Genomic DNA, 16,823 nt, shown 5'->3' on the forward strand with positions numbered 1-16,823 from the left:
GAAAACGATAATGCATGCTTTTGTCTCTCGGTTCGCTATAGCCGCACAGTCTGGCGGCGACCCTCGTGTGGCCAGACTGGCATTCATCGGCGCGCTTTGCGGCCAAATCATGGTGTTGGGACGACGAAAGTTGCGCAGCGGGAAATTGATTGACCGCTATATGGCGAAAACCATCGCCGTCCCGTTGGTCGGATCGCTGATCCTTGCCGCGATGCTGCTCGTGCTCGACAAGATGTTGCGATTATTCTCTTTTGTGGTCGATGCCGGCGGCCCGGTCAGTGTCGTTTGGCGGATGCTGGCCAATCTGCTGCCCGAATATTTCAGCCTCGGCATCCCGATCGGCCTGATGCTCGGCATCTTGCTGGCGTTTCGCAAGCTCGCTCTATCGTCCGAACTGGATGCGCTGCGCGGGATTGGGATCGGTTTCGGCCGATTGCTCAGGGTGCCCTACATGTATGCGGTGGCGCTGATGGGCCTTAACCTGGCGATCGTCGGGTGGCTCGAGCCAATTTCGCATTATCGCTATGAAGGACTGCGCTTCGATCTCCGCTCCGGCGCGCTCGGCGCGGCGATCAAGGTCGGCGAATTCAATCGCCTCGGCAAACGGCTTACGTTGCGCATCGATCGCAGTAACGATGGCGGCACGCAGCTGAGCGGCATTTTCATCGCGATGGACGACAAGTCGGGCACCGCTATTTCGGCAACCGCGGAAAGGGGCCAGTTCCTGGCTACCGACGACCCGGAAACTATCATCTTCCGCTTGAAAAAGGGCCGCCTGATCCAGCAGGCGACCAAGTTCACCACGCCGCGCACCCTCGCCTTCGACAGTTATGATTTGCCGATCAACCTGCCGGCCGGCGATCGCTTCCGGCAGCGCGGCAACGACCAGGAAGAATTGACCCTGCCCGAAGTTGCGCGCGAGGCATTTTATGGCCGCAACGAAAAGACCCGCCGCGGTGCCTGGGCGGACATGAATTACCGGCTGGTCGAAGTCGTGATGATGCTGATGCTGCCGTTGCTCGCGGTGGCGCTCGCCGTGCCACCCAAGCGAAGCAATTCGTCGCTCGGCATCTTCCTGTCGATCGTGATGGTGGTGACCTATCACAAGATCAATCAATATGGGCTGCAGATGGGGACCCAGGGCAAGCTCGAGCCGTCGCTCGTCCTGTGGATGCCATTCCTGGCATTCACGGCGTTGATCGCGTGGATGTATCATGTCCTTGCGCATCGGCCCGGCGGTCAGCCGATCGGCGCGCTCGAGCGCGGGGCATCGAAAATCGTGTCGTCGATCCGCCGGTTACTGCCCAAGCGTGAGCGAATGGCATGATCAATTTCGACTTCCTGCCGTCGCGGCAGATCGCGTTTTACCTGATCCGCCTGTTTCTGGCCCGCAGCGCGGCGGTGCTCGTACTGCTGGTGCTGGTGCTGATGGCGCTCGATTTGCTCGGCGAGTCAGGCAAGATCCTGAAGGTGGCTGGCAATGGCGAAGGCGAATTATGGCGTTACGTCAGCTTGCGCGTTCCCTTGCTAATCCAGAAATTCCTGCCCTTTGCCGTATTGCTCGGGGCATTGATCACCTTCACCGGTCTAAGCCAGCATAGCGAGGTCGTCGCGATGAAGGCCTCTGGACTGTCGGCGCACCAGATATTGGCGCCGTTGATTCTGGCGAGCCTGGTGATCGCCGGGCTCGCCTTCGCCTTTAACGAGCGGGTTGCGGTTCGAGCGGCGCGAACGGTCAATGCGTGGACCGACAATGATTATGAACCAATGCGCGAATCGCGCGACCTGTTGTCCAACGTGTGGATCAAGGTCGATCAGGATTTCGTCCGGGCGCGGCTGGTGTCGGGAAGCGGCGCTGCGCTGACTCTGCGCAATGTTACCATCTACGAACGCTCCGGACCGACACTCGACCGCGTAGTCGATGCCGAGCGTGCGGTGCAGGATGGCGGTCGCTGGCGACTGGAAAATGTCAAAAGCTATGATGCCAACATGAATCTCGTTCGGCAGCAGAAACAGACGTTCGGACTGGCGGGGGTTACCCCCGACCGCTTCACGCTCGCCAAGGTTGAACCCGACGAGCATGACTTTGTCTCGCTCCGCGGCTCCATCGCCGAGCTTGAGTCAGCCGGTCGCCCGACCGACGAAGCGCGATCGGGATTATGGCATAAATTGAGCGGACCATTGTCCGTCGTGCTGATGCCATTGCTCGCCGCTCTGGCCGCGTTCGGGCTCGCCCGGTCGGGCAAGATGCTGCTTCGCGCCGGGGCCGGAATGGGGCTTGGCTTCGCTTACTTCGTGATCGACAATCTGAGCCTCGCGCTTGGCAATGTCGGTGCTTATCCAGCGGTGCTGGCGGCCTTCGCGCCGTTCTTCCTGTTCCTGCTGATTGGCGAGAGCCTGCTGATCAGGAGCGAGGAATAGAGCGGGTCAGCCGGCCTTGCCGCCCCGCCACGAGCTGACCGCGAGCCGCCCGACGAGCGGCCATAGCCCGCGATAATTGGCCGAGTGATAGGCCGAATCGGCCCCCATCTCCGTCCGCAGCCGGCGATGCGCGACAGGCAGTGCGTGATAGGGAATGCCCGGCAGCAAATGATGCAACGCATGATAGCGAAGTCCGACCGGCGCCCATAATTCGGCCCAAATGCCCGGCGGCGGGACATTGACCGTATCGAGATATTGGTCGGTCACGCTCATCGGATCGCCGTCATTCTCCCACAGATGCGCGACCAAGGTCCGCACCTGGTTGAGCAGCATCACGCCCGAGGCGACGGCGAGAAAGATCAGGAACGCGCGCAGCGGGACGATTCCGGTGGCGACCATCGTCAGCAAGGCAATCCCCCACAGGCTCGCCGCGCCTTCCATCCAGCCCCATTGTCGGGCGAACTCCCCCTCCGGCGACTTGCGGCGAAACAACGGGTTGATCTGCAGACCGGAAAAACGCTCGACCACCAGCTTGCGGAGCGGCGGGATCAGCAGCGACAGCGGGGTCAACGCTGCATAGCGGAAAATCAGCGCGACCGGCGCCAGCAAAGCAGCGAGCACGAACACCGGCAAGGTCCACGGCTTCATCAGAGCGAGCGGCAGATATTCGGGGTCCTCAACCGTGCCATAACGGATCTTGGCATGGTGCATGTTGTGAATGCCTTCGTACATGAACGACGGCACGAACAAGGGAACCCCGACCAAAGCATTCCAGGCGAGTTTGAACCCGCGCAGCGAACCGGCCTTCAAATGAGTGATTTCGTGGATGAACAGACCGGCCCGATACAGCGCGAGGATCGAAACCGCCCCCGCGATGATCGCCAGTGGCAGAACGTGAGTGAAAATCGCCAAAGCCAGCGCGCCATAGCCGACCACGGCCGAGCCGATCATGTCGGCCCAATAGATTGCCGCATTCGGGTTGTTGAGCTGGCGGGTGAGGTCGGCCGCCGCGCGCAGCATTGCCTTGTCGTCCCCGCGAGGGCGGGGATCGAACGTGGCCTGCCCCAATGGGGCGACGTCTCTGGCGAGTGCGATCATGGTCATAAGCTTTTGTCCGGCAAGCGGGATGACTGGAGATAGTGGCACGATCATGGCGATTAAAGGGTCATGGCGGGCGCAGGTGACAAGCGAAAGGCGAACCGTTAGCCCATCGATCATGAACGAAATCAATATCCGTACAGTCACCACCAAGCAGGAGCGCAAGGCGTTCGTCGACTTTGCGTGGGAGGTTTACAAGAACGATCCCGCGTGGATTCCGCCGCTCAAGGCCGAAGTTCATGCACTGCTCGATCCCAAGAAAAATCCGTGGTTCGGGCATGGGCACGCCGCCTTGTTCCTCGCTATCCGCGACGGCCGCGTGGTCGGGCGGATCAGCGCGCAGGTCGACGATCTGGTGCAGACCCATATCGAAGCCGGGCTTGGCCATTGGGGGATGTTCGAGGCGCTTGACGGCGAGGTCGCGGCCGCGCTGATCGCCCATGCCGAGCAATGGCTTCGCGGTGAAGGAATGGTGAAGGCGCTCGGCCCGATCTCAATCTCGATCTGGGATGAGCCCGGGCTGCTGATCGATGGGTTCGAGCAATCGCCGATGGTGATGATGGGCCATCATTTGCCGACCTACCGCGCATGGATCGAGGCTGCCGGCTACATCAAGGCCAAGGATCTCTACACCTATCAGCTCGACATCCGCATCGACATGGTCCCGGTGATCGCCCGGCTGATCAAGGCCGGCGAGAACAACCCGCGAATCCGCGTCCGCGAAGTTGACAAGTCAAAGTTCGAATCCGAAGCCGCGATCATTATGGGGCTGCTTAACGACGCCTGGTCGGACAATTGGGGCTATGTCCCGCTGACCGAGGCCGAGATCGCCTATGCCGGCAAGAAACTGAAGCCGATCATCTATGAGGATATGGTGCGGATCGCCGAGGTTGCCACCGGGCCGGAGTCCGACGCAAAGTTTGAGCCTGCCGCGTTCATGATCACCATCCCCGACGTCAACGAAATGATTCGCGACTTGAACGGCAATCTGTTCCCGTTCGGTTGGGCGAAATTGCTGTGGCGCCTGCGCAAGCCGCGCACGCAGCGGGTGCGAGTGCCGTTGATGGGGGTCGCCAAGAAACATCAGGGAACGCGGCTCGCCGGGCAACTGGCCTTTATGCTGATCGAATTCATTCGCCGCGCCTGCGTCGAGAAATATGGCGTCCATTACGGCGAGTTCGGCTGGGTGCTGGAGGATAATCAGGGCATGATTGATCGCCCAATTGCCCGGTGCGGACATCAACCACACGTATCGGATATACGAAAAGAGCTTAGCTTAGCTCGATGCACACCGGGGCGTGGTCTGAGGCCTTTTCTTCGCCGCGCGCCCATTTGTGAACGTCGGCGCTGCGCAGCCGGTCGGCGGCCTGCGGCGAGCACAATAGATGGTCGATCCTGAACCCCGCGTCGCGCGCCCAAGCCCCCGCCTGATAGTCCCAGAACGTGAATAGCTTCGCCTCGTCGGGGTGGAGCGCTCTCAGGGCGTCGGTCCAGCCCTGGTTGACGAGGCGGCGGTACGCGGCCTGGCTCTCGGGCTGGAACAAGGCGTCGCCGGCCATGGCGCGGCGGCTGAATGTATCGCGGTCCTCGGGGATGACGTTGTAATCGCCCGCCAGCACGGTCGGTCGCTCGGCGGCGAGTAATTCCGCGGCGCGCGCGTCGAGCCGCTCCATCCATTTCAGCTTATAATCGAATTTCTCGGTCCCGATCGGATTGCCGTTGGGCAGATAGATGGACGCGACGATCAGCCCATCGATTTCGGCTTCGATGTAGCGGCTGTGGGCATCGTCGGGGTCACCGGGGAGGCCGATTTGGCGGAGCGTGGGCTGGGTTCCTTTGGCGAGGATCGCAACCCCATTGAACCCCTTCTGCCCGTGCCACACCGCCTGATAGCCGGCGGCTTCGATGTCGCCGATCGGCAATGCGTCGTCGGCGCATTTCAATTCCTGAAGGCAAACGATGTCGGGGGCTTCGCGCGCGAGATACTCGAGTAGCCGCGGCAAACGCGCGCGGATGCCGTTGAGATTATACGTGACCAGCCGGATCATCAGACCGAGAAGCTCGACCCGCAGCCGCAGCCCGAGGCCGCATTGGGATTGGTGACCTTGAACGCCGAGCCGCCCAGATCCTCGACATAATCGACCGCCGATCCGCGCAGCAGATCGAGGCTGACCGGATCGACCACCAGTGTCACGCCATCAGTCGCACTGCGAGCATCATCTGCGGCGAGTGTTCCGAGTTCGAACTTGTAGGAAAAGCCGGCGCAGCCGCCGCCATCGACCGACAGCCGCAAAACCGGGGCAACGCCTTGTTTATGGGCGATAAAAGCCACGCGCTTGGCGGCGGAACTGGTGAGTTGGATTTGATCGGTCACGGTTGAGAGATAGGGGCGCCAACCCCGGTCAGCAAGGTCAGCGACGAACCGGCTGCGGACCGCCGAGCGCGACAACGTGCGAGTCCATCGACACGCCGACGCCATTCTTCTGCATTGCGAGCAGATAGTCGGTCGACTTCATGAACGGGATCGGATTGACGGCTTTGCCTTCGATCCGCACTTCATAGTGGAGGTGGCTGCCGGTTGAGCGGCCTGTCGAACCCATGCGGCCAATCAGCTGGCCACGCGCAACGCGCTGGCCGTCCGTAACCAGCATCGCCGACAAATGGCCGTAACGGGTTTCGACGCCGCGCCCGTGATCGAGCTTGATGAGGTTGCCATAGCCGCCATTGTTATAGCCCGAGGCGCTGACGACGCCGTCGGCGGTGGCGTAAATTGGGGTGCCGATCGGGCCGGCAAGATCGATCCCCATGTGGCGCGCGACGCTGCCGTTGAACGGGTCTGACCGGGTGCCATAACCGGAAGTGAAGGCGGCCATCTTGACCGGCTTTTCCGACGGGACGGCGATGGCGCCGACCTGGAGATTGTCGAGCTTCTTCCAGCTCGAGAATAATTGCTTGAAGGTCGAATCGCTGTCGGCCTTGACCGGCTCCAACGGGCCACCTTGACCGAGCGACTGGGCGGCGGAGGTGGTTGCAATCTGGCGGAGAATGGCCGGGTCGATATCGTCACCGGCGAGCATCGAGGCGAGCAATTGCTGGCGATCTTCGATGATCTTGATCTTCTGTTCGGTCAGCGAGGTAAGGCGTGAAATGTCGGACGAGACGGTCGCTGCGATCGGTGCCGCAGCCGGGGTAAACACCCGCACCAGCGAGTAAGTCGAAAAAGCGATCAACAGGCCCAGCGCGAGTGCGCACAACATCTGCACATCGCTCGAAATACGAAGGCGGCGAAGTTGCTTGCCGTCATGGACGAACAGGTCGCGGTCGCGGAACAACGCGCCCGATGCTGCCAAGATGTTCGTCATTGTCGCTCGCTCCCAAAACCCTACCAGACACCGCGTCGACCGAAGCCGCGCAGCGTGGGGTAATCTTTCAAACCGGAGCTCCCCAGCCCCTTACTCCAACCACGCGTTTGCCCACGTTTGGTCGGAGCGAAGACTTGTCCCCGAATGGTTAAGCAATTCAACCTCTTGTTCCGTGGTTAAGGATGAACGGCATGAGGTGTGGGACGAAGTGAGAATTTATGTTGCTTTGCATTAGGAAAAATGGCGACTTTGTGACGCCAATGCAGCGAATTTCGATGTTTGAGATCGCCTGAGGTCGACCGATTCCGCAAGCAAATGTACCCACTAAAAGCTGGTATTCAGGGCAGGCTTTTGGTCCATGCATAAGGCGCGCCGGTTTCGCCCAGGATGGCGCGGACGATGTCGGGGAAGGCCGCCTCCGCCCGGACGTCGTTGGACAGCAGGACGACACAGCTTCGGCGACGTTCGACGCAGACCCATGAATTGCCAGTGACGTCGTTGTGGCCCCCCTTCTCGAACCCGGGTCCTTGGGGTCCGGTGAATGTGATCACGCCGAGGCCCGCCGCGAGGTCCGGCCGGCGCTCGGCGGATGGCAATTCGGGCTGCAACGTCGGGAACTGGGTTCGGGTCGTGATCGGAAGCTGGCCGCGGGTGATCTCCGCCCGCGAGCGAGCGGTGAGCCCCTCGCCGCGTGCAAAGGCGGCGGCGAAGCGGGCGAAATCGGCGATGCTGGTATCCATCGAACCGGCCGCCCGCACCGCACTGCGTTCGTCATGCGGTTCGACCTTGCCCTGCATGTCCCAGCCATCGGCCAGATTGGCGCGAAAGTCGGGCCGCCAGATCATGCTGGTGTTGGCCATCCCAAAGCGGTCGAAAATCCGGCGCTGCATCTCGCGGCCTAAATCAAGGCCGAGGCCACGCTCGATTACGAACTGGAGGAGGATGATGCCGTCACCCGAATAAGCGTAACGCGCGCCCGGATCGAAATGAAAACGGAGCTTGCCGTCGGGCTCGAGGAATCCGAAATTGGCGAAACCCGGACTGTGGGTCAGCAGGATCCGCGGGGTCAGCTTGCGCCACCGATCATCGCCGGCCAGGTCGCTCCAGCGGGCATAGCGGTCCTCTACGTCCGGCTCGGAATAGGCTGGCAAGGGGTTGGCCAGGTAGCGCTCGATCGGCGTGTCGAGATTAAGCTTTCCCTCATCGACCAATTGCATCACGATGAAGGCGAACAGCGCCTTGGTCAGCGACGCACCGTACATGATCGTGTCGGTGCGCAACGGATCGCCCTTCGGATTGCGGATCCCGAAGCTTTTTACATAGACCGGCCGGCCATCGTCGATCACCGCCAGTGCGAGCCCCTTGGCACCGGTAGACGCCATTGCATGCGCGACGGTGGCGTCGATCACCGCAGCAGTTGGCACCGGTGCCGCAGCCGACAACCGACCCGAAGGCGTGGTGCAGGCGGACAGCGACAGCAGTGCGGCCGCGCCGTGGATTGCAAGCTTCATGATCGTCTCCCGATTCAGGCCGGATACTTGCCGTGGCATCGGACGAATGACGCCTCAAGCAGCGCATCCCTCCAGTGCGGATTCAGCTCGGCCTTCCCCAAAATGCGGTCAAGCCCCCCTATTCCATGGCCGTGGAGCAAGGGTCAATGCGCGACGCGATCGTCCCCACGAAAATTTCACGCCGGCTTGCGTGCCACCTGCTTTGCGCTATTGGCGGCGGCGGGCCACGCCGTCCCAACGCGGCGCGCGCTCTCTGTGAGGAGAGAGAAGATAATGAAACCTGAATTGCGCCCTCAGCGCCCCTATTTCTCGTCCGGACCCTGCGCCAAGCCGCCGGGGTGGGCTCCTGAAAAACTCGACACCCAATTGCTCGGCCGGTCGCATCGCAGCGGGCTGGGCAAGAAGCGCCTGCACTATTGCATCGATTTGATGCGCGAAGGCCTGGGCCTGCCCGACAGCCACCGCATCGGCATCGTCGCCGGGTCGGACACCGGCGCGTTCGAAATGGCGATGTGGGCGATGCTCGGGCAGCGCGGCGTCACGGCGATGGCGTGGGAAAGCTTCGGCGAAGGCTGGGTGACCGACGCGGCCAAGCAGTTGAAGCTCGATCCGACCATCATCCGCGCGGATTATGGCGCGCTCCCGGATCTGAGCGCCGTCGACTGGAACGACGACGTGTTGTTCACCTGGAACGGCACGACCTCGGGCGTGCGCGTGCCCGATGCCGACTGGATCCCCGCCGACCGCGCAGGCCTGAGTTTCGCCGACGCGACCAGCGCGGTGTTCGCTTATGATATCGACTGGGCGAAGATCGATGTCGCGACCTTCAGTTGGCAGAAAGCGCTTGGCGGCGAAGGCGCGCACGGGGTGCTGATCCTTGGCCCGCGCGCGGTCGAGCGGCTCGAGAATTACGCCCCCGACCGCCCGCTGCCCAAACTGTTCCGGATGGTGAAAAGCGGCAAATTGATCGAGGGCATCTTCACCGGCGAGACGATCAATACGCCGTCGATGCTGGCCGTCGAGGATGCGATTTTTGCGTTGGAGTGGGCCAAGTCGATCGGCGGGCTCGATGCGATGATTGGGCGGGCACAGGCCAATGCGGCTGCGCTCGATGCAATCGTCGCGGGGCGCGAGTGGCTCGGCTATCTCGCCGCCGACCCCGCGAGCCGCTCGATCACCAGCGTGTGCCTGACGCTCGCCGGGGCCGATGCCGACCGGATCAAGCGGATGGTCAACCTGCTCGAGGCCGAGGATGTCGCCTACGACATCGCCGGCTACCGCGATGCCCCGCCGGGGCTTCGGATCTGGTGCGGGCCGACGGTCGATGCAGCCGATGTCGCAGCACTCGGGCCGTGGCTTGATTGGGCATTTGCCGAGAGCCGCATTTCGTAAATCGCGCGCTCCGGCGGATGCCGGAGCCCTGGCCGCCAAGGCTCCTGCCTGTGCAGGAGCGCAATTCATCCAAGGAACATTGCAATGACCAAAGTCCTCATCTCCGACTCCATGGACCCCCGCGCCGCCGCCATTTTCCGCGAGCGGGGCATTGAGGTGGATGAGATCACCGGCAATACGCCCGACGAACTCGCCGCGATCATTGGCGATTATGACGGGCTGGCGATTCGTAGCTCGACCAAGGTCACGTCCGCGATCCTCGCCGCGGCGACCAACCTCAAGGTCGTCGGGCGCGCGGGCATCGGGGTCGACAATGTCGATATCCCCGCCGCCACGCAGCGCGGCGTGGTCGTGATGAACACGCCGTTCGGTAATTCGATCACCACTGCCGAACATGCCATTGCATTGATCTTCGCGCTCGCCCGCCAATTGCCCGAAGCCGACGCATCGACCCAGGCCGGCAAGTGGGAGAAGAACCGATTCATGGGGGTCGAGGTGACCGGCAAGGTTCTGGGCCTGATCGGGGCCGGGAATATCGGGTCGATCGTCGCCAGCCGGGCGCTCGGGCTGAAGATGAAGGTGGTCGCGTTCGACCCGTTCCTGTCGCCCGAACGCAGCGTCGAGATCGGGGTCGAGAAGGTCGAACTCGACGATCTGCTGCGTCGCGCCGACTTTATCACGCTGCATACGCCGCTGACAGATCAGACCCGCAACATTTTGTCAGCGGAAAACATTGCCAAGACCAAAAAGGGTGTCCGGATCGTCAATTGCGCGCGTGGCGGGTTGATCGATGAGGCAGCACTCAAGGCGGCGCTCGATAGCGGCCAGGTCGGCGGTGCGGCGCTCGATGTATTCGCGTCGGAGCCGGCCAAAGAGTCGCCGTTGTTTGGCACCCCCAACTTCATTTCGACCCCGCATCTTGGCGCATCGACCAGCGAAGCGCAGGTCAATGTCGCGATCCAGGTTGCCGAGCAGATGAGCGATTTCCTGCTGCTCGGCGGGGTGACCAATGCGATGAACATGCCGAGCCTGACCGCCGAGGAAGCGCCGCGGCTGAGGCCGTACATGGCGCTGGCCGAAAATCTCGGCAAGCTGGTTGGGCAGATATTGGGCGAGGACATCAAGTCGGTCGCGATCGAGGTCGAGGGTGCTGCCGCTCAGCTCAACCAGAAGCCGATCACAGGCGCCGTCCTGGCCGGCCTGATGGGCACTTATTCGCAGACCGTGAACATGGTCAACGCGCCGGTGCTGGCCAAGGAACGCGGGCTCGACGTGCGCGAAGTGCGCCATGACCGCGAGGGCGATTACCAGACCCTGGTAGCGGTCGAGGCGACCACGTCAAAGGGCGTGCGGCGGGTGGCCGGGACCCTGTTCGGCAACAACAGCCCGCGATTGGTCGAACTGTTCGGGATCGAGATCGAGGCCGAACTCGACGGGGCGATGCTGTACATCGTCAACACCGACACGCCCGGATTCATCGGCAAGCTCGGTACCGCGCTGGGCGAAGCCGGGATCAATATCGCGACCTTTAACCTCGGCCGCCGCAAGGCCCGCGACGATGCCGCGGCGCTGCTCGCGGTCGATGGCTTGATCGGCCCCGAGGTGGTCAAGACCCTGTGCGAGCTCGACGGGGTGCGGAAAGTGGTCCCGCTGCGCTTCTAGCGAGGTAGTTGGGCGAGAAATCTGTCAACTTCGCCGGTGGCGAAATCGCCCGCTTCGCCGAGCCCCTTGTTGAGGCTGCCGTGGCTCTCCCCGGGCACCCGCACGACCTCGGCCACGGCCCCTGCCGGGCGCAGCGCCGCAGCGAGGCCTTCGGATTGCGCCTTCGAATCGTCGCGCCGGTCGATTGGCAGGATCAGCCAATTGGCGACATTGGGCGCGGCGGCGTGGAGGGTTGGCGACAATGCCTTCTGCCGCGCCACATCCTTGCCGAAGGCGGCATCGTACATCAACCCGACGGGATTGCCCGGACGCGCCATCTGACCGGCAATGTCGTAGCCCGCACCGTCAAGCAGGATGACGCCCTTGACCACGCTTTGGGGAACGCCCGCGGCGGCGAGGTAGCGCGGATCGGTCCCGACCAGGGCGACAAGATGCGCTCCGGCGCTATGGCCCATCAGCACGATCCGGTCGGGGTCGAGCCCCTGCTCGGCGGCATGCGCACGAGCGAAAGCGATCGCGCTGGCGATGTCGGCGGCTTGCTGTTCAACCGTGGCGGTCGGCACCAGCCGGTAATTGGCCGAGGCGAAGGCCCAGCCCTGTGCGGTAAAATGCGCGGCCTTGACCCCCGCGCCGGTGCGCTTGTCGCCGATCGACCAGCCGCCACCGTGGACGAACATCAGCAAGGGCGCGCGCGGGACGTTGGCGGGAACCAGCAAGTCGAGGCGCTGCTTCGGGTCCGCGCCATAGGCCAGTTCGCGAGTCCCGGCTGGCGGCGGCGCCGACGACCCGCGCTCACCGATCGCCTTGCGGCAATTGTCGCTCAATTTGGGCAGGGCCGATCGGATGCACGAGCGAAAACCGCCCTCCGCGCCGCGACACAGTTCGGCGATCTCCTGACGGCATTCGGCAGGCAGGCGTTCGCGCTGCTGCGCCACCACCATGCTCCCCGCCAGCAGGGTCGCGACCCCGGCGCTCGCAATCAATTTGCTCATCCGACCTCTCCACTGGACGCTAAGGTCCGCATTCAATAGGAGGCGCGCTGAACCGCGGCTGACCACTTAGGGTTAAGGAATTACGCTTGGGCAACGTCACCGTCATCGGCGCGCAATGGGGCGACGAGGGCAAGGGCAAGATCGTCGACTGGCTTGCCGCCAAAGCCGACATGGTGGTCCGCTTCCAGGGCGGGCATAATGCCGGGCACACATTGGTGGTCGGCGACAATGTCTACAAATTGTCGCTGCTGCCGTCGGGGATCGTCACCGGCACGCCGTTGATCATCGGCAATGGCGTGGTGCTCGACCCGTGGGCGCTCAAGTCCGAAGTCGAAAAATTGCGCGGCCAGGGGGTCGAGATCAATCCCAAACTGTTGATGATCGCCGAGACCTGCCCATTGATCCTGCCAATCCACCGCGATCTCGACGCGCTGCGCGAAGATGCCAGCGGCGCAGGAAAGATCGGCACCACGAGGCGCGGGATCGGCCCGGCCTATGAAGACAAGGTCGGCCGCCGCGCGATCCGCGTCTGCGACCTGGCGCATCTCGACCAGATCGACCCGTTGCTCGACCGCCTCTGCGCGCACCATGATGCGCTCCGCGCCGGGTTCAACGAACCCCCGGTCGACCGCCAGCGGCTCAAGAATGATCTGTCGGAAATCGCCGACTTCGTGCTGTCGTTCGCGCGGCCAGTGTGGCGCGACCTCGACGAGGCCGGACGGCGCGGGCGGAGGATCCTGTTCGAGGGTGCGCAGGGCGTGCTGCTCGACGTCGATCATGGGACTTACCCGTTCGTCACCTCGTCCAACACCGTTGCCGGGACCACTGGCGCTGGCAGCGGCACCGGTCCCGGATCGGCGGGCTTCGTGCTCGGCATCGTCAAGGCCTACACCACGCGGGTCGGCAGCGGCCCCTTCCCGACCGAGCTCGACGACGAGACCGGCCAGCGACTGGGCGAGCGGGGCCGCGAATTCGGCACCGTCACCGGGCGCAAGCGCCGCTGCGGCTGGTTCGATGCGGTGCTGGTGCGTCAGTCGGCGGCGGTCAGCGGAATCACCGGGATCGCGCTGACCAAGATCGACGTGCTCGACGGGTTCGAGACGGTGAAGATGTGCACCGGCTACCGGATTGGCGAGACGATCTACGACTACCTTCCGCCGCACGCCGCCGACCAGGCCGCGGTCGAGCCGATCTATGAGGAAATGCCCGGCTGGGAAGGCACTACGGCGGGCGCGCGCAGCTGGGCCGACCTGCCCGCGCAGGCGATCAAATATGTCCGCCGGATCGAGGAATTGATCCGCTGCCCAGTAGCGCTGGTTTCGACCTCGCCCGATCGCGAGGATACGATTTTGGTGCGCGATCCGTTCGCGGGCTGAACCCCCCTTCCCATCCCCGCCGATCTGGCTAGGCTCCCGCAATATTTTCCGGGGAGTCCTCATGACCAAGCGCGGCCTATTTCTCACTACCGTCATCGCCCTTGCCGCCCCAGCGGCGGCGCAGGTCAGCATCATCCAGCCCGGGCCGCCCGGCGCGGCGGTCAGGGTCATCACTCCGGCCGAAGCCGCGCGGATCGCCAACACCAGTTTCATCGGCGCCGACGTCGAGTTCATGCAGATGATGATCGTCCATCATAACCAGGCGGTCGAGATGTCGGCGCTGGCCCCGTCGCGCACCAATCATCCGATGGTGCTGACCATCGCCGGGCGAATCACCGCATCGCAGAAGGACGAGATGAAGTTCATGCGCGACTGGCTGACCGAGCGCCGCGCGCCGCTGGTGATGGCGGCGGCGGACCATGCGGCGATGATGATGCCGGGCCATGCGATGGATCATTCGGGCCCGATGATGAAGGGCATGGCGACACCAGCGCAACTGGCCGCGCTCGCCGCCGCCAAGGGGGTCGCGTTCGATCGCCAGTTTCTCGACCTGATGATCGCCCACCATCGCGGCGCGGTCGACATGGTCGAGGCGCTGACCAAGCATCCCGGCACCGCCGCCGACCCGATCTTGTACCAGTTCAGCAACGACGTCAGCAACGAACAGACCGCCGAAATCAAGAAGATGGACACGCTGCGCGCGACCTTCTCGACCGACCCGCGAAGCGACCTCAAGCCGGGCTTCGCCGATGCCGGCCAAGCGATCCTCAACATCGAAAAGATCGCCTCGCTGCCGCGCCCGGCGGGTTTCTTCGACCCCGCCAACCCGGCCGATTTGCCCAAGCCCAAGGCCAAGAAGGGTGCCAAGCCGGGCGACGATCCGCGCCCCGGCGACGCCAAGTCCAAGGATGCCGAATGGTCCGAGCGCAACCCGTTGCTAAGCTTTGCCCAGACCGACATGGCGTTCGACGGCAACCGCTTGTTCGTCGGCAATTATCACGGCTTCAACATCTATCGGCTCGGCACTGACGGGGTCCCGGTGCAGGTCAGCTCGGTGGTGTGCCCGGGCGGCCAGGGCGACGTGTCGGTGGTCGGCAATCTGCTGTTGATGTCGGTCGAACAAGGCCGCGGGCGGACCGACTGCGGGTTGCAGGGCAATGCGCGCGACATCACCCCAGATCGCTTCCGCGGCCTGCGCATTTTCGATATTTCGGACATCGCGCGCCCGCGCCAGGTCGGGCAGGTCCAGACCTGTCGCGGCAGTCACACCCATTCGGTGGTCAAGGGGCCGGAGGGCGACGGCCGGATATTAGTCTATAATTCAGGCACCGCAGGCGTGCGCAAGACCGAGGAATTGCCGGGTTGCATCGGCGATGTCGCGGGCGATCCGCGCACCGCCTTGTTCCGCATCGACATCATCGAAATCCCGGTCGCCAACCCCGTCGAATCGCGGATCATCGCCAGCCCGGCGGTGTTCGCCGACGAGCAAAGCGGCAGCATGGCGGGCTTGGGCAAGGGCGGCAAACTGGTCGACGAAGGCCAGGAAACCAGCGTCACCAACCAGTGCCACGACATCACCGTTTTCCCGACCCGCAAGCTCGCCGCCGGGGCGTGCTCGGGCAATGGCATCATCTTCGACATCGCCAACCCGCGCGAACCCAAACGCATCGACGTCGTCAGCGATCCGGGCTTCGCCTACTGGCATTCGGCGACCTTCAACAATGACGGCACCAAGGTGCTGTTCACCGACGAATGGGGCGGCGGATCGCGGCCGCGCTGCCGCAGCTATGACCGGCGCGACTGGGGAGCCGATGCGATTTACGACATCCAGAACGGCAAGCTAGCGCGCAAGGGGACGTATAAATTGCCCGCCTCACAGTCCGAGCAGGAGAATTGCGTCGCGCATAATGGCTCGATGGTGCCGGTGCCGGGGCGCGATATCATGGTCCAGGCATGGTATCAGGGCGGGCTGTCGGTGTTCGATTTCAGCAATAGCGCCACGCCGAGCGAAATCGCTTACTTCGACCGTGGCCCGATCGACGCCAAGCGCCCGACGCTGGGCGGTTACTGGTCGACCTATTATTATCGCGGGCGGATTTACGGGACCGAGATTGCGCGCGGGATCGATGTGTTCGCGTTGAAGCCGAGCGCGATGCTCAGCGCCAACGAGATTGCGGCGGCGGCGCTCGCCAACCCCGGCCAGACTTTCAACCCGCAGCAGCAATATCCGGTTGTCTGGCCCGCCGAGCCAGTCGTCGCGCGGGCCTATATGGATCAATTGCGGCGGGCGGGGCAGCTCGACGCGGGGCTCGATCAGCAGCTTGGCGCAGCGCTTGCGGCGGCGCAGGCACCGCTCGATGCGCGCGCCAAGGTAAAGCCGCTGGCGGGCGAATTGCGCGCGCTGGCCGGTGCGGTGAAAGCCGCCCCCAACGACCCCGCACGGCGCGACGCGCTGGCCGACGTGTTGCGGGCGATTGCGGGACGGTTGGACTAAGGCTTCTCAGCCCGAAACGCTGCCAGATCCCTCGCCATGTGCGCGCGCTTAAAACCCGCGCCGCGCCGCATCTTCGTGAAGTCCGCGCGATTGTCGAAATACTGCAACTGGACATGGTAATAATTGACATATTCGAGCGCGGCGAGGGTCGTCAGGAGGATTGCGACGATATTGGTCCACGTCATGCCTTCGGCGGCGATCTGCCACAAGCACAGCGCGATTGCGGCCAACGTCGCGACCAGCATAGGGCGCTGGGCGAGATCGGCGAGGCGCAGCGCGCGCACCATCGGCCGACGGTTGCGCTTGAGCCGCGCCGCGACCCCCCACCAATAAAAGGCACCGATCACCAGGCCGATAATCAGCGCAACATTGGCAACGGCCAGCAATATCACGCCGCCGCGATCGGTCGGCCAGCCGTAATAAATGGCGAGCGCCGGCAACAACAAGGCATTGAGCGCCTCAAGATTACCGTAAGAACCGAAGTCGCGGAGCCGCCGCGCCGCCGGTTTGGCCAC

General features: G+C 63.5%; 13 protein-coding genes and 1 pseudogene. 7 read left to right on the forward strand and 7 right to left on the reverse strand.

Annotated elements, in window-relative coordinates:
* Positions 1–160: 160 nt before the first annotated feature.
* Positions 161–1,327 (forward strand): LptF/LptG family permease, encoded by a 1,167-nt coding sequence (locus tag RMN73_RS07975; RefSeq protein ID WP_309602789.1) that lies wholly within the window; start codon positions 161–163, stop codon positions 1,325–1,327.
* A complete protein-coding gene (gene lptG / locus RMN73_RS07980; RefSeq protein ID WP_309602790.1) occupies positions 1,324–2,421 on the forward strand; it encodes an LPS export ABC transporter permease LptG in 1,098 nt (365 codons plus the stop codon). Before RMN73_RS07975 ends, lptG begins: the two co-directional genes overlap by 4 nt.
* Positions 2,422–2,427: 6 nt before the next feature.
* On the opposite strand, the gene RMN73_RS07985 is transcribed toward lptG, so the two are convergent.
* Entirely contained in the window at positions 2,428–3,519 is a 1,092-nt protein-coding gene (locus RMN73_RS07985; protein WP_405051554.1) for a fatty acid desaturase family protein, read from the reverse strand.
* Positions 3,520–3,637: 118 nt separating this feature from the next.
* Here RMN73_RS07985 and RMN73_RS07990 point away from each other — a divergent pair.
* Positions 3,638–4,799: pseudogene (locus tag RMN73_RS07990) on the forward strand (N-acetyltransferase).
* On the opposite strand, the gene xth reads toward RMN73_RS07990, so the two are convergent.
* The 4 genes from xth to RMN73_RS08010 all read right to left on the reverse strand — a co-directional run bounded on the left by xth (position 4,791) and on the right by RMN73_RS08010 (position 8,392).
* Entirely contained in the window at positions 4,791–5,564 is a 774-nt protein-coding gene (gene xth, locus RMN73_RS07995) for an exodeoxyribonuclease III (protein ID WP_309602886.1), read from the reverse strand. The pseudogene RMN73_RS07990 and the gene xth sit on opposite strands and share 9 nt — an antisense overlap.
* Before the next feature lie 2 nt (positions 5,565–5,566).
* Positions 5,567–5,893, reverse strand: coding sequence for an iron-sulfur cluster assembly accessory protein (locus tag RMN73_RS08000; protein WP_309602792.1), 327 nt, complete (start codon positions 5,891–5,893; stop codon positions 5,567–5,569).
* Positions 5,894–5,930: 37 nt separating this feature from the next.
* Positions 5,931–6,881 carry a M23 family metallopeptidase gene (locus RMN73_RS08005; protein ID WP_309602793.1) on the reverse strand — a complete coding sequence of 317 codons (951 nt, stop codon included), beginning with the start codon at positions 6,879–6,881 and terminating at the stop codon, positions 5,931–5,933.
* A gap of 338 nt (positions 6,882–7,219) precedes the next feature.
* Entirely contained in the window at positions 7,220–8,392 is a 1,173-nt protein-coding gene (locus RMN73_RS08010; protein WP_309602794.1) for a serine hydrolase domain-containing protein, read from the reverse strand.
* A 273-nt stretch (positions 8,393–8,665) separates the two neighbouring features.
* Between RMN73_RS08010 and RMN73_RS08015 the strand changes: the two genes are divergently transcribed.
* Positions 8,666–9,784, forward strand: coding sequence for a phosphoserine transaminase (locus tag RMN73_RS08015; RefSeq protein ID WP_309602795.1), 1,119 nt, complete (start codon positions 8,666–8,668; stop codon positions 9,782–9,784).
* A gap of 84 nt (positions 9,785–9,868) precedes the next feature.
* Entirely contained in the window at positions 9,869–11,446 is a 1,578-nt protein-coding gene (serA, locus tag RMN73_RS08020; protein WP_309602796.1) for a phosphoglycerate dehydrogenase, read from the forward strand.
* Here serA and RMN73_RS08025 read toward each other — a convergent pair.
* The gene (locus tag RMN73_RS08025; RefSeq protein WP_309602797.1) at positions 11,443–12,438 is read right to left on the reverse strand and encodes an alpha/beta hydrolase; all 996 of its coding nucleotides are present in this window, start codon (positions 12,436–12,438) and stop codon (positions 11,443–11,445) included. The genes serA and RMN73_RS08025 overlap by 4 nt on opposite strands.
* Before the next feature lie 86 nt (positions 12,439–12,524).
* Between RMN73_RS08025 and RMN73_RS08030 the strand changes: the two genes are divergently transcribed.
* Entirely contained in the window at positions 12,525–13,814 is a 1,290-nt protein-coding gene (locus tag RMN73_RS08030; protein ID WP_309602798.1) for an adenylosuccinate synthase, read from the forward strand.
* Positions 13,815–13,875: 61 nt separating this feature from the next.
* The gene (locus tag RMN73_RS08035; RefSeq protein ID WP_309602799.1) at positions 13,876–16,308 is read left to right on the forward strand and encodes a DUF305 domain-containing protein; all 2,433 of its coding nucleotides are present in this window, start codon (positions 13,876–13,878) and stop codon (positions 16,306–16,308) included.
* Here the strand turns inward: RMN73_RS08035 and RMN73_RS08040 are convergent.
* Positions 16,305–16,823, reverse strand: a complete 519-nt coding sequence (locus RMN73_RS08040; protein WP_309602800.1) for a hypothetical protein — start codon at positions 16,821–16,823, stop codon at positions 16,305–16,307. The two genes, RMN73_RS08035 and RMN73_RS08040, sit on opposite strands and share 4 nt — an antisense overlap.

Source organism: Sphingomonas sp., from assembly GCF_031372575.1.
Taxonomy (GTDB): Bacteria; Pseudomonadota; Alphaproteobacteria; order Sphingomonadales; family Sphingomonadaceae; genus Sphingomicrobium.